We start from the raw sequence: 24,375 nt of genomic DNA, 5'->3' as shown, positions 1-24,375 counted from the left end.
CTTCATCGGTTAGTAGACACTTACTGTTTTTTTCATTTTTGTTAGTTATCCACAAGTCATCCAAGATCTGCAACTTGAAATACAGTGGGGATAGCACTATCTTGTAATCCGCACCTCGGTACACCCCTATATGTTGTGTTTGTACTACAATATATAGATAGACTTTGATCACAAAGCCGGAACGAATTTTACAAGAATTACACAAAAATCCGGCTTTAATCAGTTTTGTTAGGGAAATGAAGCAGAATGAACCAACAACTTACCGTTACAAAGCGTAACGGACGCAAAGAAAGTATTGATCTTGAAAAGATCCATCGCGTTATTACCTGGGCTGCAGAAGGTCTAGATAACGTCTCTGTATCTCAAGTAGAACTACGCGCTCACATTCAGTTCTACGATGGGATTACAACCTCTGATATTCATGAAACTATCATCAAATCAGCGGCTGACTTAATCTCTGAAGAGACACCTGACTACCAATATCTTGCTGCTCGTCTGGCTGTATTTCACCTGCGCAAAAAAGCGTACGGTCAATATGAGCCACCAGCACTGTATGCTCATGTATCTCATCTTGTTGAGCTAGGTAAATACGATAAGCACATTCTGGAAGATTACACCAAAGCAGAACTGGATGAGCTAGATAACTACTTAGACCACAAGCGTGACCTGAATTTCTCATACGCAGCTGTTAAACAGCTTGAAGGTAAGTACTTTGTACAAAACCGCGTATCAGGCCAGATCTACGAAAGTGCTCAGTTCCTATACATTCTTGTTGCGGCTTGTTTGTTTGCTAAGTATCCAAAAGAGACTCGTCTTGATTACATCAAGCGTTTCTACGATGCGACTTCAACATTCAAAATTTCTCTACCTACACCAATTATGTCTGGTGTACGTACTCCTACTCGTCAGTTCAGTTCATGTGTACTGATCGAGTGTGGTGATAGCTTAGATTCTATCAATGCGACGGCGAGCTCTATCGTTCGTTATGTATCACAACGTGCTGGTATCGGTATCAACGCAGGTCGTATCCGCGCTCTAGGTTCAGAGATCCGTGGTGGCGAAGCATTCCACACTGGTTGTATCCCGTTCTACAAGTATTTTCAAACTGCGGTGAAATGTTGTTCTCAGGGCGGCGTTCGTGGCGGTGCAGCGACCGTATTTTACCCACTATGGCACGGTGAATCTCAAGCACTTATGGTCCTGAAAAATAACCGTGGTGTAGAAGAAAACCGTGTTCGTCATATGGACTACGGCGTTCAGTTGAACCGTTTGATGTACCAACGTCTGGTTGAGGGTGGCAACATCACGCTATTCTCGCCTTCTGACGTTCCTGGACTTTACGACGCGTTCTTCCAGAACCAAGATGAGTTTGAGCGCCTATACGTTCAATATGAAAATGATCCATCAATCAAAAAAGAGACCGTAAAAGCAATTGAGATGTTCTCTATCTTGATGCAAGAGCGTGCCTCTACAGGTCGTATCTACATTCAGAACGTTGACCACTGTAATACTCACAGCCCATTTGACGCTGAAGTTGCACCAGTCCGTCAGTCTAACCTGTGTCTTGAGATTGCACTGCCGACCAAACCGTTAACCAACGTTGAAGATGACTCAGGCGAAATCGCACTGTGTACTCTGTCTGCATTTAACTTGGGTTCAATTAAGTCGCTCGACGATTTTGAAGAGCTGTCAGATCTTGTTGTTCGCGCTCTTGACGCACTGCTTGATTACCAAGACTACCCTCTTCCAGCGGCGTACAAATCTACTATGAACCGTCGTACTCTAGGTGTGGGCGTTATCAACTACGCCTACTACCTTGCTAAGAATGGCGTGAAATACTCTGATGGCAGCGCAAACGGCCTAACTCACCGTACATTTGAAGCGATTCAATACTACTTGTTGAAAGCATCAGTAGCACTAGCAAAAGAGCAAGGTAAGTGTCCTCTATTCGAAGAGACAAACTACGCGAAAGGTCTACTTCCTATCGACACTTACAAGAAAGACGTGGATAAGATCTGTGATGAGCCGCTGCACTATGACTGGGATGGCCTACGCCAAGAGATCATGACACATGGTCTGCGTAACTCTACCTTAACAGCATTGATGCCTTCTGAGACCTCTTCTCAGATTTCTAACGCGACTAACGGCATTGAGCCGCCACGTGGCTATGTATCAGTGAAAGCGTCTAAAGATGGTATCTTGAAGCAAGTTGTTCCTGAGTTTACTGAGTACAAAGACAACTACGAACTTCTGTGGAACATTGGTTCGAACGAAGGTTACTTGCACCTAGTTGGTATCATGCAGAAGTTTGTTGACCAAGCTATCTCTGCAAACACTAACTACGACCCAACGCGTTTCGAAAGCGGTAAAGTACCAATGAAGAAACTGCTGCAAGATCTTCTTACTGCGTATAAGTTCGGTGTTAAGACGCTTTACTACCATAACACACGTGATGGTGCGAGCGACGACCAGAAGGACGCTGTACAACCACAAGATGACGATTGCGCAGGCGGCGGTTGTAAGATTTAATCCCTGGCCCACTTTCAGTGGCTAAGGCATAACAAATTATTCGCCCCTCTTGTAACGAGGGGCATAAAAGGAATTGAGGCATCATGGCTTACAGTACTTTTAACCGAAACAAAAATGACCAGCTAAAAGAACCAATGTTCTTAGGCCAGTCAGTAAACGTAGCGCGCTACGACCAACAGAAATTTGAGATTTTCGAAAAGCTGATTGAAAAGCAGCTTTCATTTTTCTGGCGTCCAGAAGAAGTTGACGTATCTAGCGACCGTATCGATTACAACAAGCTACCAGAGCATGAAAAACACATTTTCATCTCTAACCTAAAATACCAAACCTTGCTTGATTCTATTCAAGGTCGTAGCCCAAACGTTGCACTACTTCCCCTTGTGTCACTACCAGAAGTAGAAACGTGGATCGAGACTTGGTCTTTCTCTGAAACGATTCACTCTCGCTCATACACGCACATCATTCGTAACATCGTGAACGACCCTGGTTTGGTGTTTGACGATATCGTAGAGAACGAGCATATCCTAAAACGTGCTGAAGACATTTCTCACTACTACGATGATCTGATTAAGATGACCAATGACTACCACCGCTATGGCGAAGGCACTCATCAGGTTAACGGTGAAGAGATCACCATTAAACTGCATGACCTGAAGAAGAAACTATATGTGTGTCTAATGTCGGTTAATGCATTAGAAGCCATTCGTTTCTACGTAAGTTTTGCTTGTTCATTCGCATTTGCTGAACGTGAGCTTATGGAAGGTAACGCTAAAATCATCAAGCTAATTGCTCGTGATGAAGCACTTCACTTAACCGGTACGCAGCATATGATCAACCTACTGCGCAACGGTCAGGATGACTTCTCATTCATGCAAATCGCTGAAGAGTGTAAGCAAGAGTGTTTCGATCTGTTCAAAGCAGCAGCAGAGCAAGAGAAAGAGTGGGCGGAATACCTATTCAAAGATGGCTCGATGATCGGTCTGAACAAAGACATTCTTTGCCAATACGTTGAATACATCACCAACATCCGTATGCAGGCTGTCGGTCTTGATGCGGCTTACCCTGAAGCGACATCTAACCCGATTCCTTGGATCAATGCATGGTTATCTTCAGACAACGTGCAGGTTGCGCCGCAAGAAGCAGAAATCTCATCTTACCTTGTCGGTCAGATCGACAGTGATGTTCGCGCGGACGACTTCAAGGACTTTGAACTGTAATGCCCAATATCAAAATTAACGGCCTCACTGCTATCCAGTCTCACCCATCAAATACCATTTTGGAAACGATGGAAAACGCTGGGTTAGAGCCAGAATATAACTGTCGAGATGGTCATTGTGGCGCTTGCCGCTGCACCCTGGTTTTTGGAGAAGTGGAATACGTTGGTTTTGCAATGGCTTACACGCTAGAGAAAGAGATTTTGCCGTGCATCTGTAAAGCGAAGTCAGACATCGAGATTGAGGGTGTCAACTACGTACTAAAAGAGAAGCGCGCATAACAACTTGCACTGTTCTAACCACAAACGGCCGATATCATTATGGTGTCGGCCGTTTTATTTTGTGTTCTTCAGCTTAACGGATTAACCTTTTGTTGCAAGAAGACTCGTCTCATCCATTAGTCGTAAATTTGCTGGATTTAATCGTAGGAATAAGGTCTGATCACAGCGTTTAGAAAAACATATTCCATTACATCTCTAACTCGCTGTGTCAGTCACAAAACCCTACCACTCACTGATCAGAAGCCAAAATTCTATTCTCCAGACCTTTCGAATGATAACGCTAATATGAATAACTATTCACCAAAACAGTGAAGTGAAAACTAAACTAATTTTGTGGTTGTACCTGAGATTTAAGCTCGCGACAAAAACTGATCGGCTGTCACCATGGAGACAGACTTGTCTGCAATCTCCCTGCCATCGTCATCGAACAACGATAGGTGATAGCCAAGGCTATCTTCGCCTCGCTTCTCTTTTGGAGCTTGCAGCCATAATGAGATCATATCTTGACGACCATCCCTAACCGCCTCACCCAAAAGGACTTTTTGGCTTGCAACCTGATACCACACAATGATTTTTGATTGACCAAACATGCGAACCTCCTTGAACAGTTTGCAAATCGAATAGTCAGTTTAAAGGTTATTGTGAAGAATGCACGTTGCAAAAGTAAGACAAGTTTCTGTTCTATTGAAAATCATCGCGTTAAGCATTATATGATTTTTGCATAAGAAAATAATATGAGACGACACGAGTAATAAGAAACATATTCATTCACTTATTACAGAACAGCAGTCTGAGCCAGTTTGACAAAACTGGCTCGCTCTTCTAGCTGAATAACTATGCTTTGAGGACGTTTCGTGGAACGAACATTTCCTTTTCTCTAGTTAGAGAACTGTAGGAAACGAACATCGGCTTAGCGCTTAGGTAACGACGTAACATATCTGCCGCCACTGTGGTGATAACGAGAACTTGCTCATCGCGACTGTAATTACGATTCAAGGTCAAGGTTTGCCCCCACTCCCCCTCCGGTGCCGCAATCGCCACGGAAAAGGTTTTGTCGGATACCTTACCTGTCACAATCGCCAGATCCGTTGCACATTTATCTTTGGTCGCACCTACAAGGGCAAAGGCCGCCGCCAATGGATCATCATTCGAATCTCCAACAGCAACACGCTCACCTAACACCCAACCATGACCACAGTATTGGGCTGCTTCGGAGTCTGAGTGCAAACATTGAGACAACGCACCAAAGGTTGACTGCTCAGCGGTCGATATCGAGTACTGTTTCTCTTGAATGAGGAAAGCAAGATGTTCTGGCATCGACTCATCGACACTCACGACATTACTTTCAATCAAGTTGAAAATGATTTGTAGCAGCTTGACGCGATTATCCAAATCGTTCTTTGGACCAAACAGTTTCACTTCGATGTATGGAAGGTATGAACGATAGCCAAGCGTGTACCCTTGAGGCAACTGAACTTTATCAAGTTTATCGGACAGCGCAGACTCTGAGGTGCCAAATGTGTAGAGTTTACTGCACTCGAGACCCGCAATATCGGGATGAACTTGCTTCATATCCGGTAGGATCTGTTGATCGACCATTAACTTGAATTCACTCGGTACCCCAGGAGTGAAATAAAAATCACAGTTATTGAAAGTAACTTTGAACCCGCAAGCCGTTCCAATCGGGTTATCGAGTAGAACGGAATCTTTTGGCAACATGGCTTGTTTGCGATTGCTTTCTGGCATAGTGACACCACGAGCAGCAAAAAAACGCTCTAGTTTTTCCAACCATTCAGGATACAGCACCAACTCTGTTTCGGCGGCTTCTGCGGCTGCCTGAGCACTTAAATCATCGCTAGTTGGCCCCAAACCACCATTTACAATGACAATGTCGCTATTGAAACTGAGCATCATAAGCTCTTCCACTAGCGCAGACATTTCATCGCCAACCGTTGAACGTTTGGTCAGACTGTAACCATTTTCGAAAAATCGACGTGACAACCACGCAGCATTGGAATCAACAATATCTCCGTGAAGAACTTCTTCCCCTGTGCTTAGCATTGCGATTTTTAACATCATTTATCCTTTGTGGGAAACCTCTCACGTTCGTGAGTTTAACTTATAAATACTATTCTCATAGTCCTAAAATCGAACCAATTACTTATTTAGGACAATTACGGGTTTCTATTCCGCTAAGTTTATAAGATAATTGTGAACCTGATCATTAAAATAATAACGATGGAGTTTTCTGTGTTCAAAAAAAGCATTGCTGCTTTAATGTTGTCAGCGTCTGCTTGCGCCAACGCTAATGTTTATGAATCAAATCAAAACATTGAGTTTTCGTATACAGTAGATCAAGCTGAGACCGACACATTCTACAATCACTCCTATCAATATCAATCTAAAGATCCTTATTGGTTAAGTTTGACCGAAAATGATCTCAAACTTGAAGATCAGGGGCTGCCAAAATATCTCACGCCTTCAAGCGAAAAAGATTGGGGCTACCTTATGGGTCAGACTTACACCATCTTAGGTTTAAGCGTTGCAACTGTCGGCTTGATGACACTACTTCCAGAATCTATTACAAAGTGGGATGAAGAAGATCGTGACTTAAGTGGCCTTGGTAAAAAATGGAAAAATAACGTCACTGATGGCCCAGTTTGGGACCGTGATGAACATTTCCTCAACTACATCATGCACCCATATTTTGGGGGTGTTTACTACACCGCAGCTCGCCATGCTGGATTCAATGAATTTGAGTCGTTCCTTTACTCTGCCACTATGTCGACATTCTTCTGGGAATACGGCGTCGAGGCCTTCGCAGAGATCCCGTCATGGCAAGATATCTTCATTACTCCGTTCTTTGGTGCGGTTGTCGGTGAAATGATGTTCGAAGCAGAACAAGATATCGTAGCTTCTGGTGGCGAAGTCATGGGTTCTGAAACCATGGGTGGCATTACCCTATTCTTCCTCAACCCTGTTGGCCATATTCATGGCTGGGTCAGTGACGCATGGGGCGGCAGCGCTGAGTTCCAGTACAGCAGCAAACCTTGGTTTGGTAACCAAGATGCAGCTAAGTTCGCCATGGATGCGGGTGCGAGCTACGATGATGTTTTCTACGGCGTAGAAATGAAAATCACCTTCTAAATACCTCTCAATCCTATGAAAAAGCGACGTCTCCACGTCGCTTTTTTTGTGCTCGCTACGTGATATTAGTAATGCCAACAATAGATTAGGTTTAAAAGTTGACCCAAGTCAAACCTAACATTTGCCACAATCCTAAACTGAATTTAGGCAGTCATCCTCCTATAGGTTTGGACCGATGAATCTTGCCTGTATCAACGCTAGGAGGCCCACTATGCAAAGCACATTTATCGTTAATTTCGTCGGTAAAGCAACACCTGCGACAATTAAGCAGTTAGCCGCAATCACCCATGAGAATGGTGGTAAGTGGTTAATCAGCAAAGTTAATTTTATTGAGGATCAAGTTGCTGCGGTAATAAAAGTTGAGCTGCCTACTGAGAATGCCGAGGTGGTCAAAGATGCTTTCAATGGTCACCCAGATTTACTGGTACAAATCACGGAATCCGATCAGGCCAATCATCACGTTGATACCATCTACCAATTAAGACTCGATTCCAACGATCGAGCGGGTATTGTCAATGAGATCACTCATGTACTTGATGGCCAAGGTATTAATATTCTAGATATGGATTGTCAACGCGTATTTATCGCTGGTGGTGGCGGTGTCAGTTCAAGTCTATTTACCGCAAATATGGCAATAAGATTACCTAAAGAGCTCGACATCAAAGATGTCGCTAATGAACTGGAGTCTCTCAGTGAAGATACTCGCGTCTTAGTTGAAAGCTAAGGCAGTTTGTTAAAAAAAGAGAGCGCCAATGTCGCTCTCTTTTTCGTTGCTAGTCGAAGTCAGTCAATCTTATTTCACTGACCATTGAGACAATGAACGTTTAAAGTCTGAGTAGTCGAACTCGTTCAGCTTTTCGATCGAACCATTAGAGCGTTCACAGTAAACCGAAGGCATGCGAAGCCCGTTAAACCAGTTGAGTTTAACCATGGTATAACCTGCACTGTCCAAAATGTGCAGACGCTGACCAATCTTTAGTGGTTGTTCGAAGTTAGCAACACAGAATTGGTCGCCAGCCAGACAAGAACAAGAACCAATTACGTACTCGTGCTCACCGTTCTCTGATGCTTCAAGAATCGATGCTGGCTCATTGTAAATAAGCGTATCCAGACGGTGTGCTTCTGTCGCCGAATCAACAATAGCCGTTTTCTTTACGTTCTCAACAATATCAACCACAGTCACAACAAGATCAGTGGTTTTAGTGATGATTGCTTCACCCGGCTCTAGATACATTTGAACGCCGTGTTTTTGCGCAAACGCCTTTAGCGCCAAACCTAGTTTTTCGATATCGTAGCCAGGCCAAGTGAAGAACACACCACCACCCATGCTTACCCAATCAAGTTTGTCGAGGTATTCGCCAAACTGCTCTGAGATAGCATCAAGCAAGCCGATAAATGCGTCCACATCTTTGTTCTCACAGTTCATGTGGAACATCACGCCATCAATTTCGTCAAAAATTTGCGGTTCAATGTGATCGGCTTGAACACCTAAGCGCGAAAACTGACGCGCAGGGTTAGCAAGGTCTTGTCCTGCATAGCTCACACCTGGATTCAAACGTAATCCTAGTGATGCTTTGCCCTCAACAATGTGACGGTAGGCTGCCAACTGGCTTTGAGAGTTGAAGATCATCTTGTCACAGATATCCGCAACTTCACGTACGTCTTCTTCACTGTATCCGACGCTATAAGCGTGTGTTTCGCCACCAAATGTTTCGTAGCCAAGCTTAACCTCAAACGGGCCTGAGCTTGTTGTACCATCAAGATACGGCTTAATGATGTCAAACACCCCCCAAGTTGAGAAACATTTCAGCGCCAGCACCAGCTTAACACCTGAAATCTCTTTAAGCTGTTTCGCTTTCTCGAGGTTTTCAACCAACTTATCTTCATTGATCATAAAGTAAGGGGTTTTAAGTTCGTTATGTTGCATTCTAATACCTTGAGTAGGTTCACTCTAAAATCGAATAAAGCCGATGCAAAGCATCGGCTTAAATTTTATCTGTCAGTCGTTCAGGCCGATTACTTCAGCTTATGGATAACAGGCTGACCAACTTCCAGCTCCTGAACATGCCAATCTAGGCCGATTTCTGGCATTGTTTCTAGGAACGGATCTGGGTCAAGCTGTTCCATGTTGAACACGCCTTTGTCCGCCCACTTACCGCGGAAGAATTGAAGCGCAGCAGTGATTGCAGGAACACCCGTTGTGTAAGAAATCGCTTGGTGTTCTACATCTTCATATGCAACTTCATGGTCCGCATTGTTGTAGATGAAGACACTGCGCTCTTTGCCGTCTTTCTTACCCTGAACCCAAGTACCGATACAGGTTTTACCTGTGTAACCCGGTGCAAGGGAAGTAGGGTCTGGCAGTAGTGCTTTTAGAACATGAAGAGGCTGTACAACAGTTCCGTCATGCAGTGTTAATGGCTCTGGACTCAGTAGACCAATATCACGCATACAGTTGAAGTAATTTAGGTATCTGTCACCAAAGCCCATCCAGAACTCAATACGTTTTGCTGGAATGAACTCTTGCATTGAACGAACTTCGTCGTGCGCCATTGAGTAAACTTTATGCTTACCTACAAGTGGGAAGTCAAATTCAAGCATACGTGAGTGACACGGTACTTGCTTCCACTCTTCGTTTTCCCAGTAGAATGAGTCGCCTTGGATTTCAAGCATGTTTGTTTCTGGGTCAAAGTTTGTCGCAAACTTCTTACTATGGTCACCTGCGTTTACGTCCATCACATCAATCGTGTCGATTTCATCGAACAGATGCTTAACTGCATACGCTGCAAATACTGATACCACACCTGGATCGAAACCTGCGCCAAGAATACCTGTGATACCCGCTTGTTCGAACTTCTCACGGTAACCCCATTGCCAGTCGTACGCTTGAGGAACTTGCTGACCTTCTGAGCACAAGTCTACAGCAACTGAGGTATCTAGGTAGCTAACTTTAGTTTGGTAACATGCTTCCATAATCTTGATGTTGACCCACGGAGGACCAGCGTTGATCACAAGATCAGGTTTAACGTCGTTGATCAGTGCAACCAACGCATCCACGTCATCTGCGTTCACTGCGCGAGATTCTAGCTTTTTAGAAGGATCTTTGAGGTTGTTCTTCTTTTGAATAGACTCAATGATTTTTTCACATTTACCGACTGTGCGCGAAGCGATGGTAATATCACCTAGAACATCGTTATTTTGTGCCGCTTTGTGAGCAACAACCCATCCGACACCACCTGCACCAATTTGTAGAATAGCCATAGTATTTGTTACCTTTATTTTGCTAGCTCAATCGCCAGTGTATTGATTTTGTTCAGTAAAGATTCGAAATCAGAAATCTTTAAACATGGATTTAAAATTGTAAACTTCAGTGCCGATTTACCATCAACCACAGTCTCACCTAGCACCGCTATTCCGCGGACTAAAGCCTCTAGTCTTACGACTTTATTCAGCTCATCGAGAGCAGTGGCGTTTGGATTCACCGCACGGAACAGCACCGTAGAAAGAGAAGGCTGAGCCAGTAACTCAAACCCTTCATGTACGTCAACAAGTTCAGCAACACGCTGAGTTTGTTCAATAACGTGATCGTACATTTCTCCCAGGGCATCTGGACCGACACTCTGCATTGTCATGAACACTTTTAACGCATCAAAACGCTTGGTCGTCGCGATTGACTTATCGACCAGATTCGGTAGCTCATCATGTTCGCGATTCAGATAATCAGCATGGTGAAGTAGGAATCGGAAGTTAGCTTTGTCTTTAAGGAGAATCGCACCGCAACTGATTGTTTGATAGAACAACTTGTGGAAATCAACGCTAACAGAATCTGCACGCTCAATACCCGCTAGACGGTCTTTGTGGCTGCTTAAGATCAGCGCACCACCATAAGCACTGTCAACGTGGAACCACATCTGGTTTTGCTGTGCGAGATCGGCAATTGCCGCTAGGTCATCAATGGCGCCATGATCGGTTGTCCCCGCTGTACCCACGACCGCGAAAGGAATCAGGCCTTGACCCAGCAGAGCCTCAACTTCTGCCTGTAACGCTGCCACTTTCATCGTGCCATTTGGATTGGCATCAACGCAGCATACCGCGCCTTCACCGAGCCCAAGCAGAGATGCGGACTTCTGTACTGTGAAGTGAGACTTTTTCGAACACAGAATGCGAAGCTTTGAGGCGTAATCAGGTAAGCCTTGCTTTTGCACTGAGTGAGAGTTCAGTCTATCTGCTACCCAGTCACGCGCTAGCAACAAACCCATTAGGTTACTTTGCGTACCACCACTAGTGAATACACCGTCTGCTTTTGAACCTAGGTCATACTTGCTGCACATCCAGTCTACGACTTTTTGCTCAACATAAGTGGCTGCTGACGATTGATCCCAAGAATCCATTGATTGGTTTAGCGCCGCGATCATCGCTTCCGCGATTACCGATGGCATCAATGGTGGCGTATGTAGATGAGCGATACAGTCTGGATGCTGAACAATGATTGAGTTTTTCGCGACTAATTCCGCCGTTTCACCAATAATGTCTGCAAGTGGCGCGTTTCTGTTATCTAGGTCAACAGCGTTGATCGCTTGCTCCAATAGCTTTGGTTCTAGACCAGAGTATGGCGCGTCAACTTGTTCAAACACGGCTTTCATCGCTGAAGTCGCGTGGTTCATCATTTTGGCAAACTCACGACCGCCTGCTTCACCAGTTTGGATAAAGTGCTGTTTCCAGCTCTCATTCGCCTGCTCAGGGGACACTGGGTTGCCGCCAGCAACAAGAATCGCTTCTTCAATCACACGTAACGCAAAATCGATTTGCTCGAAAGAGATAATCAGAGGAGGAAGGAAACGGATAACCGAACCGTCACGCCCACCTTTTTCTACCATCAGACCACGCTCTAGCGCTGCACGCTGAATCTTCAGTGTCAGTTGACCATCAGATACCGGCTCACCGAATTTATTCAGTTCACTGCCTGGCTTACGGATCTCAACACCTAGCATCAAGCCTTTGCCACGCACTTCTGCGATACAATCTACTCGCTTTTGAATGCCTTCAAGACCAAGACGCAGATATTGACCTGCGATGTTGGCATGCTCAACTAAGTTATCACGTTGGATAATTTCTAGTGCTTTAGCACCCGATACCATCGCAAGTTGGTTACCGCGGAAAGTCCCTGTGTGTTCACCTGGTTTCCATGTGTCGTGCTGCTTGTTGATAACCAGCAACGACATAGGCATACCGCCACCAATCGCCTTTGATAAACACAGTACATCAGGAATGATACCCGCTTCTTCAAACGCGAAGTTGTAGCCAGTTTTACCAACACCACACTGAATTTCGTCAAAAATTAGTAGGATACCGTGTTCATCACAGATACGACGTAACTCACGTAACCAGAAAGCAGGCGCAGGAATGACCCCACCCTCGCCCTGCACTGGTTCTACAATGATGGCGGCTGGCTTCATAATGCCCGCTTCATCATCGTTTAGCAGACGTTCGATATACCGGATACTTGCTTTAGCGCCTTCATCACCACCCAATCCAAACGGACAGCGTAGGCTGTAAGGGAAAGGCATAAAGTGAACATCAGACATCAAACCGGTACGACGAGCCTTGGTACCCAAGTTACCCATCATGCCCATGGTTCCGTTAGTCATACCATGGTATGCACCTCGGAAAGCGAACATGGTATTACGACCAGTAGTCTGCTTAGCTAATTTGATCGCAGCTTCAACGGCGTCAGCGCCTGAAGGACCACAAAACTGAATAACACAGTTGTCGCCTAATTGCTGAGGAAGAAAGTGCTTAACACTCTTAATGAATTTTGTTTTGGCTTCCGTTGCAATATCAAGAGTCTGATATGGCAAACCGCTGTCGAGTTCATCCTTAAGTGCTTGGTTGATCTCTGGATGGTTATAGCCCAATGCCAACGTACCAGCACCGGCCAAACAGTCTAGAAATAGCTGTCCGCGGGTATCTTCAACAAGCACACCGTAGGCTTGCTTGATTGCGATAGGTAGACGACGAGGGTAAGAGCGTACGGCAGATTCGTGCTGCTCTTGATCAATCAGTACTTGGTCTGGCGTCAAATCGTAGATGCCATTCAATACTGGAATTTGTGTAGAAAAAGGGGTTGCGATATCGGTGTTCATCACTGCGTTATCGACTTCAAAGGCTGTGCTCATGATCTAATCCCTTGAAATGTAATTATCCCTCAGCAGAACAATGTCTGAATTGAGGGTAAAGCAAGCCGTTCCGCGATCGAAATAAATAACGCGTACGACAATTCGCTCCACCATTACGATGGACTACATAGAAGAAAATTTAGATCAAGGTTCAGTAATGCAACTGTCTTGTAAAACAGGGCATTGTGGTAGAACTAAGCTGATTAGTGTAGTTTTGTTTAGTGGATTCAATGTTGGGTTTCCCATTCACATGTCTTCAGCGACATAAGTATCCCGTCTATCGACAAAAGGGTTTGTCGATACCTACCCTACGTGATGTTCACTCAGCCCGAATGCCATCACGCGTATCCCCCAGAATATCGAATTACGACTCATCTCCGAGATTGCCGCGAAAATTAACATAATTCGAATTCATCTGGCAATATTTTTTGACCTGCACTTTTGAAATAATGACCCAATTATCAAAAAGGCCAACCGTTTGGCTGGCCATTTTATTGGTTAATTATGCTGCATCTGTTTTCAATACTTGAGCCAATAATTCCAACTCATTGGTGATCGCATTGTTCTCGATGAAACCTGCCTCTTCAAAGGCTGTGGTCATTCCCTCTAACACTATGGTTTGCTCTCGTCCCTCATCTGACACGGTCATAACAATGTCATCACCGTCTATTTCAGTGCTGATGGAATCGATAAGATCACCCAGCAGTACGCTGTCATCTTGTTCCAAAATACCGCGTAAATCGATCAAATCACTACCGAGCTCAAAGTTGTCAACAACATCGGTTCCGTTGTCTAAGGTACCATCGAGCCAAGTGAACACGTTGTCCTCGCTATCACCGAGCATCATTTGATTACCCAAATCGGCATTCATTTCATCTCCTTGAGCTGCGGAAAGCACTTCATACTCTGGAGATTCCGATACATCAATGGTCACGGTTGATTCGTTACTCACTGCTAAATCTGAATCGACAGCCACATAGTCAAAAGTGATGTCTTCAGTGATATCTTGTGTACCTGACAAGTAACGTAACTCCCAGTTGCCCCCTGTCGAACTTAGTTCCATCTGAACAATTGGGTTATCTGGAAAGGAGTAACTAAATTCGTAAAGAGTTTGCTCGTTACCCACGTCACCCTCATCTTTATGGTATTGCTCTACATGAGTCGTACCATCGGCAAACGTATATGTAACCTCGACATAGACATTACTGTTGGCGACAAATGAGCCCCCCATACCATCTAAGCCAAAGGTCACCACACCGAGAGGGTTGTTGCTAAGATCAACGATTAATTTTTCCTCTTTATTCATACCACTACCATCGGTATCACCGATACCCCAACCAACATGGGCAGGGCCGCCGGTGTATTGTTTGAGCGGTTTATCGTTGTTGTCGACAATCGATATGCCGATGGTATTGCCATTCTCTAAAGTGATTAGACGTTCGGTATCACTGACCCACTCACCCCAGTTATAGAAGCCATCTTCGTCAAGAACAATATTCTCTGGGTCGCCGCTATACCCCATTTCAAATGGATCGCCCGGTCCTGGGACAAAAGTAAAGTTGCTAGGATCAAATAACTTAGCAGGGTCAATCTCATTACCTAATACATGAAGATCTGCTTCAGTAATCACTCTGGTTTCGCCAAAGTCATCTGTATAGAGCAAGGTGCCGTATTGTGGCAAAGAGGTGATCATCACGTTGAGCTCAACACCATTAAAGTCATCATCTTCATCTGAAATGTGGTCGAGTAGTTCGTCATCAGAGTCGAATATAATCGGCACAATGATCGCTTCACCCGCATCAACGTTAAAGTCTTCGGTAACAGGTAGTTCGTTAACGTTAAGCTCCGTTAGGTCAACCACGACTTCCGTATTTAGTTCACCATCTGATGCAACCACCGTAATGGTGTGCTGGTTGTCTGGCAATTCATAATCGTTGGTGAAGGCGTCTACCCCTGCTGCGGTGAGGGAGATTTCGCCAGTCACACTGTCTATTTCGAACAAGTCTAGACCATCAACCTGAACATTCGAACTAATGCTGTAGCTCACTACATCACCCGCATCTTCATCGGTGGCGGTCACGGTGCCTATCACATAGGCGTCAGAGGAGTTTTCGTTGTAGCTGAATGCATAACCACCTTCAGGTTGATCAAACTCAGGGGCTTCATTGACATCCAACTCATTTAAAGTAACTAAAACTTGGGAGATGTTAGTACCATCGCTGGCCTGTACAACAAGGTTGTGGCTATTTAAGCTACCTTCATCTTCAAAATCATTGGTGAAGGCGGCAGCCCCTGCTTCCGTCAGTGATATTTCCCCTGTATCCGAATCAATGGCAAAGTAATCGGCTAGTGGGTCACCATCTTCAAACACCAAAGAATATGTGACACTGTCACCCTCAAGATCCGTCGCAGAAACGGTTCCGATTACCGTACCTGGTTCTGAGTTTTCATCATAAGAGAAATCGTAACTCTCTGCGTCAAACACTGGCGCTTCAAGTTCAATAACAAGCTGTGCCGCAACAATATCCAACAAGGCAAGACTTTGCGTTTCCGACAAACCTTGAGACTCCAATCCTGAAGTATCAAATTGAGTCTCTGCTAATGTTTCTGCACCAGTACGGTCGATATCTCCCGAGCCAGTGAGGCTTGAGCCATCCTGTCCTCCGGCGGCGGTCGCGAAATCGTCGTTCTGAGTTGGGTCGACACCTTGCTCAATTTGCTCAATAATCGAAGCGATTTCATTATCTAGGTTGAGATCGAGGTTTCCCCCTTCTCCGATTAACTGTGCCTCTATCCCAGTCGGTGAATCAGCATTGGCTGTAGCGTCTTGTCCCAAGACTACTATCACTTCACCGGGTGCCGGAACTTCGCCTGGCAACAACTCTCGGACATCACCATTTACGTCAATCAAAACAGTTGTGCTGGCAAGCATAAACGGCGCTAAGCTCTTCGCATTCATAAGCAGGTTCCCCATACAAACGGTATGCGCTCCCCCCCTCTCCACCAGTGTGAAGATACAAATTACGCATACCTCTACACCTTAAAAACTAGCCCCTAAGCTACTGACAATCTAGTTAATAGCAACAAAGTGCTAACGAAAGTTACTAAGTCATTAATATTAGGTCTCACTTTTGTGACACAAAAATTCTCAAATTACAGATATGTCAACTAAGCTTTTGATACTCGCCACAGGCTAAACACACGCTTAAAAAGCGCCGGAAACATAGCACTGATTAAGGAGGCTACCTTGAACTGGAAAAAGTCACTCATTGCAAGTGGTGTACTGCTAGCTTGCCTATCGGTACAAGCACAGACACTTGAGCAAGCGGTCGCAATTACTCTTGCAACCAACCCTGAAATAAAAAGCACCTTCAACGAGTTCCAAAGTGCAGTCAAGCAAGCAGATGCATCAACAGGTGCCTATCTGCCAAGCTTAGATTTGGACGCTGGCATTGGTTATGAAGGCATTAATCCCGCTGAGTCGACCGGACGATCGGACACCGATCTGACAAGAAAAGAAGCAAGTATTAGTCTGACCCAATTGCTATGGGACGGTAATGCAACTTTAAATGATATGGATAGAACCGCAGCAGACGCTGAATCTATCCGCTATCAACTTATTGCTGATGCTTCCGACATAGCACTTCGGGTGACACAAGTTTATCTGGATGCAGTAAAGGCGACAGAGGTGCTTGCCCTATCCGAAAGTAACCTTGCGGTTCATAAAGAGATCTATCGTGACATATCACGCCGCGCGAGTTCAGGGATCGGCTCAACAGCCGATGTTTCACAAGTAGAAGCTCGGCTCGCCAAAGCACACGGCAATCTATTGGCAGCACAAAACAACCTCATCGACACACACACTCAATTCCGTCGCATAGTTGGACAAGAGCCATTAGGTCTGATTTACCCGCGAGCTGACGAATCCAAGCTGCCATTGTCGTTAACGGACGCTCTTGTCGAAGCCTTTGATAAACATCCAGTTATCAAAGTGTCTCAAGTTGACGTCGATTCTGCTCGTTTCCAATACAAGCAGTCTAAAGGTAACTACTTCCCCACACTTTCGATTGAAGCAAGCCAAACATGGCGAGACGATGCCGGCGGTGATCGAGGCAGCAGTGATGAAACACTTGCGATGCTCCGCATGCGTTACAACCTTTATAACGGCGGATCTGACCGTGATTTGTCGGAACGAGCAGCATTCCAACTCAACCAAGCTAAAGATTTTCGCGATAATGCATATCGCCAAGTTGAGGAAAGCCTTCGCCTATCTTGGAGTGCACTAGATTTAACACTGCAACAGAAAAACTTCTTAGCCGACCACGTTGATTCTGCATCAGAGACTGTTATTGCCTATAAAAAGCAGTATCAGATTGGCCAACGAACCTTACTTGACCTACTCAACACAGAAAATGAACTGTTTGAAGCGCGTAAGGACTACCTTGATGCACACTATGCAGAACAATACGCCAAGTACCGCGTTATGAATGCAACTGGCAATCTGTTAGATGCGTTATTGGTCGATACCCCTGAGGCTTGGACTAAGCGAGTGGAGTACTAAGTATGATGAACAAACACCTAATCCCTCTCACTTTACTGTTTATCGTTCCATTCAGTGCAGCCAATGCAGAGGACGAATACGACTACATCGAAACGCCTATCGCCAATCAAATATCAGACCTGACTGACGATGATAAAGATGGCGTGGTGAATGCACGTGATATATGCCCTGGCACACCCGTTGGCGCCATGGTAGATAATGATGGCTGTGGCGCAGCGATTGTAGAACAAGAACAGCGACAACTCAGAATTTTGTTCGCCAACGACTCTTATGAAATCAACCCAATCTTCTCCGATCAGATCCAGACTATGGCGGAATTTCTTGATAGCTACCAATCTGCGTCAATTCAGATTCAAGGCTATGCCAGTAAAGTGGGTGATCCCAACTATAACCTTGAGCTATCAAAAAAACGGGCTCACGCCGTTGAAGACGAACTACTTTCGTATGAAGTGGATCCAAAGCGCGTCACCATCGTCGGTTTCGGTGAGTCGCGTCTAGAAGCAGAAGGCGATGACGAAACCTCTCATGCTTTAAATCGTCGCGTAACCGCAACGGTGGTAGGCCTGAAAGAAGAAGTTGTTGAAGAGTGGACTATTTTCACCATCATTGAAAAGTAGCCCAAACAAAAATCCATAGGTAAAAAAACGCCCCGTCTCTACGGGGCGTTTCTAATACTAATGCTGTCTGTTTTGAATTAGTGCTGAGAGTTCACTTGCTCACTACCCTCAACACTAGCGACCTTCTTTGGCAACGACACGTGTAGTAGGAAGTAACCCAATACAGCTGCTGTCGTTGAGCCCATTAGGATACCCAAACGAGCATAGGTATCAAACTCAGCGTTAACAGAGCCAAATGCCAGTGAAGAGATGAAGATCGACATGGTGAAACCGATACCACACAACACAGACACAGCGAAGATATGCACAAAGTTAATGCCTTCAGGCAGTTTCGCAATACCTGATTTCACTGCTAACCAGCTGAACGAGAAGATACCTAGAGGTTTACCAATCAATAGACCAAGCGCGATACCCAGAGGAAGCATGGATGTCAGACCGTCTAACGACACACCTTCCAACGAGATGCCTGCGTTGGCAAAAGCAAACAGTGGCAGGATACCAAACGCAACGTATGGGTGAAGCGCATGTTCCATATGTATCAGTGGCGAGTGCTCTCCTTTCTTACCTTGGAGAGGGATCGCAAAACCGAGCACAACACCTGCAAGCGTAGCATGGACACCTGACTTCAACACCGCAAACCACAAGATAGCACCCACAATCATATAAGGTGTTAGCTTAGTCACTTTCTTAGAGTTCAAGATAAACAGTGCCGCTGTCATTGCGAAGCCAACCGCCAGCGCTGAAGTAGAGAGATCACCCGTATAAAATAGCGCGATGATCACAACAACACCGAGGTCATCAATAATAGCCAGCGCAAGCAAGAAAACTTTCAGACTCACTGGTACACGCTTGCCGAGCAGCGCCATGATACCTAAAGCAAACGCAATATCCGTCGCGGCTGGAATCGCCCAGCCTTGAACAGCTTGTGCATCACCATAGTTAAACAGAATGTAAACCAAAGCTGGAGCCAGCATACCGCCAACGGCTGCGATTGCTGGGAAGATAGCTGTTTCTTTTGATTTAAGAGCGCCTTCAAGTAGCTCTCGTTTTACTTCCAAACCGATTAGCAAGAAAAAGACAGCCATCAAGCCATCGTTGATCCAATGCGACACAGACATACCAAATACGTAGGTATGAAGAAAACCTTGGTATGCATCATTCAACGATGTATTTGCGATTGTCATAGCAACTGCAGCCGCAATTACTAGCAGAATGCCCCCGGCAGACTCCATTTTGAAGAAATCGCGAATCATGTCATTCATTATATTGCCCTTATATTTATTATGTTAATAAGCGATTAACAAAGAATACAGTTGAGTTTATAGAGTTCGCCAACACAGTAAAAATCGCTTCTTTAGAGTAAATGATTCGGTTTTTCCGATGAAAACCGTTCGAATGCCATTTATTTTCCTTAGTTAATTATAGGCAAAATCAACGCTTTTCCATATAAAAACGCAAAAGCCACTTCATATTACAAGAGAAGTGGCTCTGGTACGATTGAAACACAACAGTTTGTACACCCATCAAAGTCGAGGTTAGTAGCCGGTAAGTTGCATAAACCCCTTGGCTTTGTGACTTCCCGTTGTGGTAATTGGCCCTTCCCAATATGGCAAAACAAAAGGAAGCCACAAGTTGGAGTTCAATACTTGGGTATTTAATCGGATTCCATAATCAGGGACATTGATTGCCCATTGCATAGGAATCGATCTTCCATTGTTGAAATCGGCGGACAGCACGGGCGTGATATCGATTTGATCATTGGTGAGCGTAACGACTTTGCCATCATTGGTTGATAGCGTGCCGAACAAATAAGGCAGCTGCTGATCATGACGATAGCGACTAACCGACAAGGTAGTCTCATCATCAAGCTGGAACACAAACCAATCCCAGCCTTGTTGCCCTTCGGCTAGCAAACCACTTCCCCACTCTTTGCTCATCCAGCCTTTGCCTTCGACTGGCACAACCTTGTTTCCGCCAAGATCCAACAGGCCTTTAACGTTCAAAAAAGGGGCTGTTATATTGTGAGAGGCGATGGGCAACAAATCGTGTTTAACAACGTAACCACGTTCTCCGGGAATGACAAACGGCCCGCGCGTCGACGTGGTGAGGCGAAGACCAAAAGTATCCGTCTGAGCGTCCAATAGCCCAGGGAAAGGTGTCTGTCCCAAAGAGCGCCAGAACCAGTTATCAATCCATAGTTTGAATGGTTTGACCGTCATGCCGGCTTGTCCGATCCCACCCCGTGCGACTCGCTGCTCACGCCAGACACGGTGCTTATCAGAAATAACAACATGAGAAATATAGAGTTGAGGGCTTTGCCAACCTGATAAGTTACTGTCGCTGTTCGCGATACGGAAGTAACTCCATTGGACACCGTATTGGTTGCCTCTTTTATCAACGACATTGGCAAAGAAGTGCCACCATCCATGCTGATATTGGTTGTGAAACGCGAAGTCTTCAGGCAACACCACAGGATTGTCAGGCAGCACTGGTTCAAACACTTTATCCGCTTGAGAGCGGAACATCGCGTTCATTCCATTGTGGTTGTCGACGCTGTCGAGTTGGTTCGAGTGATGAAAATAAAGTGCTGAAAATATACCTGCCGCAATAGCGATAATTGCTATGATCACGAGCGTGAATTTCGAGCTCTTCATTTACAACGCATCCCTTAATGACTTCATCGGCGTATTTCTCACCATCCGTAGAACAGGCAACGCACCAGCCAACATCAAAGAGAGCATAGCAAGCGACGCAGTCTGAAGATATTCGGTTGGTATGAATTGTAGTTCCAGAGTCCAACCAAATGACTGTTTAATGATGATATCCACCACAAGGCGTGCCAAAGCAAGCCCCAACGGCATGGCAATCAACATCGAGATAGCACCGAAAACAAACAGCTGCAAACTGCCCATTAAGATCAGCTCTCGTCCCGACATACCGACACAGCGAAGCAAAGCTATGTGTTTCTGACGAGAAACCTCCCCCGCGACTGTAGCGAAGAAAATACCAAACACCGCTATGACCAACGTAATATTGCCCAACGTATCCGCAATGGAGAAAGTACGGTCAAACACGCGTAGTGCATGTTTGTGAATATCACTATTGTCAAACACTCGCTCAGAATCAAGCCTAAACACCGCCTCGAGACGGCGTTTCAAACCAATCGGATTGACATCCTCCTTGAGCACAGTGCCCAAAGCAACCATGCCGCTTCCAGCAAAAGCGTAAAGCCAATTTCGATGGGACAAGAGCACTTGGTTATACGGGTTGCCATAGTCATAATAGACCCCAACGACTTGCCAACCTTGCCCTAGTTTTCCATCAAGATCGATGTAATCTCCGGGACGAATCCCGAGCTTAAGTGCCATCGATTCACTCACCATGACACCCTTAGAGTGGTGGAGATGATACCAATAGTCAGGAATACCAAGCTTGACCGTCAGAGCGCCTAACTCACCTTCAGACGGTCCGGTACTCACCACTTGCAGTGCACCATAGGAGGTAGAGACCTCTTTTTCCCATCGCCACCAAACCGACTCAACCTCTGGCTGTTTAGCTAACCAACCACTCATTCGAGCCGCGGTACTGGTATTCGGATAGATGTAGAGATCTGCGGCTAAACGCTGACTTAACCATCTATCCGTGGTATCCCTAAAACTGCCGACCATCGTTTCAATACCGATATTGGCCGCCATCGCGAGCATAAAGGCCATTGTAGCGACACCTCGATAGCTCATACTTGCAGCCGCATCGGCGAAGAACCAGCGCACTTTTACCCAGCGAAGTGAATATGAAAAGCTTTCGAACACTCTCCAAATAATATAAGGCGTGAACAGTGCGACACTTAACAGCATCAAAGCAATAATGGCAAAACCCGACTCTTGTGTCTGCGGAGCCTGATAAATCGCAATCGCGGCCATACAGAATGCACATGCCAGCAATGCTTGAATAGTGAACTCTGCACCAGTAAAGCGAGCCAGTGACAATCGCGTGGTAAGACGAACAGGCTGAGAACGCAGTAAGCGCACCAAAGGCCACGCACAGGCGACAATGGCACCTGCGGCCGAAAGATACAAACTGTAAAGACTCGCTTGCCAGTTCCAGCTAATCGCCAAACCAACGTTAGCATCGTAAAGATCGCTTAAACTTGCTGACACTGTTGGAATCAGTTGGTTTGCTAACAGCATGCCCAGCAAGTTGCCGCACAACCAACTCACCAAGACCAATGCAAGCAGCTCCAGCAACAAGGCCTGCGCAAGTTGCCAGCCTGATACGCCAGTCTGGCGCAAGATACCCACTAGTCGTTGACGCTGAGTGAGAGACAGCGACATCGCCTGATAGAAGATAAACAGACCGACTAAAAAAGCCAACATCCCCATCGCACTCAAATTCATGTGGAACGCTTGAGTCAGCGATTCTAGTTCTGCACGCGAACTGCGGTTCAACTCCATACCATTAGGTAGAATAGATTTTAGCTTCGCCAGTTTTTCAGGTGGCATATCACCACACGCTATCACGGAGATACCAGAGCTGCGAGCTAATGTTCTCAGTAGCGAGATATCGGCTAGAATACGAGTCCCATTTAGCTTCCCTTCTTGGTCGACCATAATCGGACCAAGCGTACTACCGTTATCTAACTGAATTACATCGTTGTCTTGCCACTTCATTCGAGCAGCCAGATCCGAACTGACAAGGATTGGATAAGGGGGATGCATCAAAGCGAGTGTTGACTGATCTTCGAGCAATACGCCAGGTTGAAAACGCAGCATTGCCACAGGGTCGATACCAATCAGCATCAAATCGACACCGCTCGCAGTATCAACTCTTAAACTTTCAAACGGTGCACATTGATGGAATCCATCACGACGCAACTGGATGTAAAATCCTTGAGGGATCTTGCTTGTGGCATGCTTAGGACGCACACGATATGGAAGAGGGTTGGAAAATAGCTTTTCACCATGCTCATAACTTTGACGAGCATGGCTATTAATCGCGGTCACGCCAACTAAGAGTGATACACCAAGAGTAAGACCGAGCCAGACGAGAAGGATTTGAAAAGGATAACGCCTGTAGTGGCCAAGTAGTGCTTTAACTACGGGCCATAACATGCAACTGCCCTCCTTGGAGCCTTATCCTGCCTTCCATATGTTCCGCAACGCGTTCACTGTGCGTAACCAACAATAAAGTACAGTCAAGCTGCCTGGTTAAGCTCGTTAACAGACGCATCACCGCTTCTGCATTTCGCTCATCAAGACTTCCCGTAGGTTCATCAGCAAGAAGAATCTTGGGTTCCATATATAACGCACGAGCAATCGCAGCACGCTGTTGCTGACCACCTGATACCTCTTCAGGATAGCGACCTAATAGCGGCATTAAATCCAAAGCAGAGAGAATTTGACGCCATAGTCCCTGATCTTCAGGCAAGCCTTTTAGCTGGCGACAGAAACGGATGTTATCCGCGACATTCAGAGTCGGAAGAAGGTTAAATTGCTGAAAGATAAGGCCAATGTTATTACGACGATAAGCGGTGCGCTTGGTCTCTGCGACAGAGTTCATTGCAAAATTGGGGAAAAGAACTTCACCAGAATCAACGGTATCAAGGCCTGCTATCAGGTTGAGTAAAGTGCTCTTTCCAGAACCACTTTCGCCCATCAGAGCAACCTGCTCCCCTTGTTTCAATGACAACTCAGCACCTTGTAAAACAGGGTGAAATTCACCACCGTCTAAGTAGCCCTTACATAGGTCTGTCAGTTGTAACATCGATTCTCTCGTTAACCTTACAAATAGGAATGTGAATCTACACTAAATCGACCCATCTAGGAAGTAATTTGGATACTAGATCACAAGATA

General features: G+C 45.5%; 17 protein-coding genes. 7 read left to right on the top strand and 10 right to left on the bottom strand.

The annotated features are described in order from the left end of the window. Nucleotides 1-246: 246 nt before the first annotated feature. From nrdA to yfaE, 3 genes are all read left to right on the top strand, one after another. The gene (gene nrdA, locus QTN94_RS13905; protein WP_331427969.1) at nt 247-2,529 is read left to right on the top strand and encodes a class 1a ribonucleoside-diphosphate reductase subunit alpha; all 2,283 of its coding nucleotides are present in this window, start codon (nt 247-249) and stop codon (nt 2,527-2,529) included. Between the two features lie 83 nt (nt 2,530-2,612). After that, nucleotides 2,613-3,746, top strand: coding sequence for a class Ia ribonucleoside-diphosphate reductase subunit beta (gene nrdB / locus QTN94_RS13900; protein WP_331417182.1), 1,134 nt, complete (start codon nt 2,613-2,615; stop codon nt 3,744-3,746). Next, entirely contained in the window at nt 3,746-4,024 is a 279-nt protein-coding gene (yfaE, locus tag QTN94_RS13895; protein WP_331427968.1) for a class I ribonucleotide reductase maintenance protein YfaE, read from the top strand. Before nrdB ends, yfaE begins: the two co-directional genes overlap by 1 nt. Nucleotides 4,025-4,374: 350 nt before the next feature. Here yfaE and QTN94_RS13890 read toward each other — a convergent pair whose 3' ends face one another. Next, nucleotides 4,375-4,614: a 30S ribosomal protein S6 modification protein gene (locus tag QTN94_RS13890; RefSeq protein ID WP_138971984.1), complete on the bottom strand. Its 240-nt coding sequence runs from the start codon at nt 4,612-4,614 to the stop codon at nt 4,375-4,377. A gap of 244 nt (nt 4,615-4,858) precedes the next feature. After that, a complete protein-coding gene (locus QTN94_RS13885) occupies nt 4,859-6,100 on the bottom strand; it encodes a CinA family nicotinamide mononucleotide deamidase-related protein (RefSeq protein ID WP_331427976.1) in 1,242 nt (413 codons plus the stop codon). A 174-nt stretch (nt 6,101-6,274) separates the two neighbouring features. Between QTN94_RS13885 and QTN94_RS13880 the strand changes: the two genes are divergently transcribed. Both QTN94_RS13880 and QTN94_RS13875 read left to right on the top strand, forming a co-directional pair. Then, on the top strand, nt 6,275-7,171 hold the full coding sequence (locus QTN94_RS13880; RefSeq protein ID WP_331427967.1) for a DUF3943 domain-containing protein: 897 nt from the start codon (nt 6,275-6,277) through the stop codon (nt 7,169-7,171). Nucleotides 7,172-7,382: 211 nt separating this feature from the next. Next, nucleotides 7,383-7,895 (top strand): glycine cleavage system protein R, encoded by a 513-nt coding sequence (locus QTN94_RS13875; RefSeq protein ID WP_269376350.1) that lies wholly within the window; start codon nt 7,383-7,385, stop codon nt 7,893-7,895. Nucleotides 7,896-7,964: 69 nt separating this feature from the next. Here QTN94_RS13875 and nspC read toward each other — a convergent pair whose 3' ends face one another. The 4 genes from nspC to QTN94_RS13855 all read right to left on the bottom strand — a co-directional run bounded on the left by nspC (nt 7,965) and on the right by QTN94_RS13855 (nt 16,306). Beyond that, nucleotides 7,965-9,098 (bottom strand): carboxynorspermidine decarboxylase, encoded by a 1,134-nt coding sequence (nspC, locus tag QTN94_RS13870; RefSeq protein ID WP_331417178.1) that lies wholly within the window; start codon nt 9,096-9,098, stop codon nt 7,965-7,967. 89 nt (nt 9,099-9,187) lie between these two features. Next, nucleotides 9,188-10,432 carry a carboxynorspermidine synthase gene (locus QTN94_RS13865; protein ID WP_331427966.1) on the bottom strand — a complete coding sequence of 415 codons (1,245 nt, stop codon included), beginning with the start codon at nt 10,430-10,432 and terminating at the stop codon, nt 9,188-9,190. A gap of 14 nt (nt 10,433-10,446) precedes the next feature. Beyond that, nucleotides 10,447-13,347 (bottom strand): pyridoxal phosphate-dependent class III aminotransferase, encoded by a 2,901-nt coding sequence (locus QTN94_RS13860; protein WP_331427965.1) that lies wholly within the window; start codon nt 13,345-13,347, stop codon nt 10,447-10,449. Nucleotides 13,348-13,849: 502 nt separating this feature from the next. Further along, the gene (locus QTN94_RS13855) at nt 13,850-16,306 is read right to left on the bottom strand and encodes a cadherin repeat domain-containing protein (RefSeq protein WP_331427964.1); all 2,457 of its coding nucleotides are present in this window, start codon (nt 16,304-16,306) and stop codon (nt 13,850-13,852) included. A 288-nt stretch (nt 16,307-16,594) separates the two neighbouring features. Between QTN94_RS13855 and QTN94_RS13850 the strand changes: the two genes are divergently transcribed. Together QTN94_RS13850 and QTN94_RS13845 are read left to right on the top strand one after the other, a co-directional pair. Further along, entirely contained in the window at nt 16,595-17,908 is a 1,314-nt protein-coding gene (locus QTN94_RS13850) for a TolC family outer membrane protein (protein WP_331427963.1), read from the top strand. A 2-nt stretch (nt 17,909-17,910) separates the two neighbouring features. Then, nucleotides 17,911-18,525, top strand: coding sequence for an OmpA family protein (locus tag QTN94_RS13845; RefSeq protein WP_331427962.1), 615 nt, complete (start codon nt 17,911-17,913; stop codon nt 18,523-18,525). Nucleotides 18,526-18,602: 77 nt separating this feature from the next. Here QTN94_RS13845 and nhaA read toward each other — a convergent pair whose 3' ends face one another. The 4 genes from nhaA to QTN94_RS13825 form a co-directional block, all read right to left on the bottom strand. Continuing rightward, nucleotides 18,603-19,787 (bottom strand): Na+/H+ antiporter NhaA, encoded by a 1,185-nt coding sequence (nhaA, locus tag QTN94_RS13840; RefSeq protein WP_331417172.1) that lies wholly within the window; start codon nt 19,785-19,787, stop codon nt 18,603-18,605. 273 nt (nt 19,788-20,060) lie between these two features. Next, nucleotides 20,061-21,179: a lipocalin-like domain-containing protein gene (locus QTN94_RS13835; RefSeq protein WP_331427960.1), complete on the bottom strand. Its 1,119-nt coding sequence runs from the start codon at nt 21,177-21,179 to the stop codon at nt 20,061-20,063. After that, on the bottom strand, nt 21,180-23,633 hold the full coding sequence (locus QTN94_RS13830; protein WP_331427959.1) for an ABC transporter permease: 2,454 nt from the start codon (nt 23,631-23,633) through the stop codon (nt 21,180-21,182). Next, the gene (locus QTN94_RS13825; RefSeq protein WP_269376340.1) at nt 23,614-24,285 is read right to left on the bottom strand and encodes an ABC transporter ATP-binding protein; all 672 of its coding nucleotides are present in this window, start codon (nt 24,283-24,285) and stop codon (nt 23,614-23,616) included. Before QTN94_RS13825 ends, QTN94_RS13830 begins: the two co-directional genes overlap by 20 nt. Nucleotides 24,286-24,375 lie beyond the last annotated feature (90 nt).

Origin of the sequence: Vibrio sp. M250220, from assembly GCF_036533795.1 — a bacterium.
Classification (GTDB): domain Bacteria; phylum Pseudomonadota; class Gammaproteobacteria; order Enterobacterales; family Vibrionaceae; genus Vibrio.
This window is presented reverse-complemented; position numbering and strand designations above follow the sequence as displayed.

What these genes read in the sequence shown, in the direction of transcription:
- QTN94_RS13830 (WP_331427959.1), bottom strand. Translation starts at nt 23,633, where the DNA reads ATGTTATGGCCCGTAGTTAAAGCACTACTTGGCCACTACAGGCGTTAT.
- QTN94_RS13890 (WP_138971984.1), bottom strand. Translation starts at nt 4,614, where the DNA reads ATGTTTGGTCAATCAAAAATCATTGTGTGGTATCAGGTTGCAAGCCAA.
- nrdB (WP_331417182.1), top strand. Translation starts at nt 2,613, where the DNA reads ATGGCTTACAGTACTTTTAACCGAAACAAAAATGACCAGCTAAAAGAA.
- QTN94_RS13860 (WP_331427965.1), bottom strand. Translation starts at nt 13,347, where the DNA reads ATGAGCACAGCCTTTGAAGTCGATAACGCAGTGATGAACACCGATATC.
- nspC (WP_331417178.1), bottom strand. Translation starts at nt 9,098, where the DNA reads ATGCAACATAACGAACTTAAAACCCCTTACTTTATGATCAATGAAGAT.
- QTN94_RS13885 (WP_331427976.1), bottom strand. Translation starts at nt 6,100, where the DNA reads ATGTTAAAAATCGCAATGCTAAGCACAGGGGAAGAAGTTCTTCACGGA.
- QTN94_RS13875 (WP_269376350.1), top strand. Translation starts at nt 7,383, where the DNA reads ATGCAAAGCACATTTATCGTTAATTTCGTCGGTAAAGCAACACCTGCG.
- yfaE (WP_331427968.1), top strand. Translation starts at nt 3,746, where the DNA reads ATGCCCAATATCAAAATTAACGGCCTCACTGCTATCCAGTCTCACCCA.
- nhaA (WP_331417172.1), bottom strand. Translation starts at nt 19,787, where the DNA reads ATGAATGACATGATTCGCGATTTCTTCAAAATGGAGTCTGCCGGGGGC.
- QTN94_RS13865 (WP_331427966.1), bottom strand. Translation starts at nt 10,432, where the DNA reads ATGGCTATTCTACAAATTGGTGCAGGTGGTGTCGGATGGGTTGTTGCT.
- QTN94_RS13835 (WP_331427960.1), bottom strand. Translation starts at nt 21,179, where the DNA reads ATGAAGAGCTCGAAATTCACGCTCGTGATCATAGCAATTATCGCTATT.
- nrdA (WP_331427969.1), top strand. Translation starts at nt 247, where the DNA reads ATGAACCAACAACTTACCGTTACAAAGCGTAACGGACGCAAAGAAAGT.
- QTN94_RS13845 (WP_331427962.1), top strand. Translation starts at nt 17,911, where the DNA reads ATGATGAACAAACACCTAATCCCTCTCACTTTACTGTTTATCGTTCCA.
- QTN94_RS13825 (WP_269376340.1), bottom strand. Translation starts at nt 24,285, where the DNA reads ATGTTACAACTGACAGACCTATGTAAGGGCTACTTAGACGGTGGTGAA.
- QTN94_RS13855 (WP_331427964.1), bottom strand. Translation starts at nt 16,306, where the DNA reads ATGAATGCGAAGAGCTTAGCGCCGTTTATGCTTGCCAGCACAACTGTT.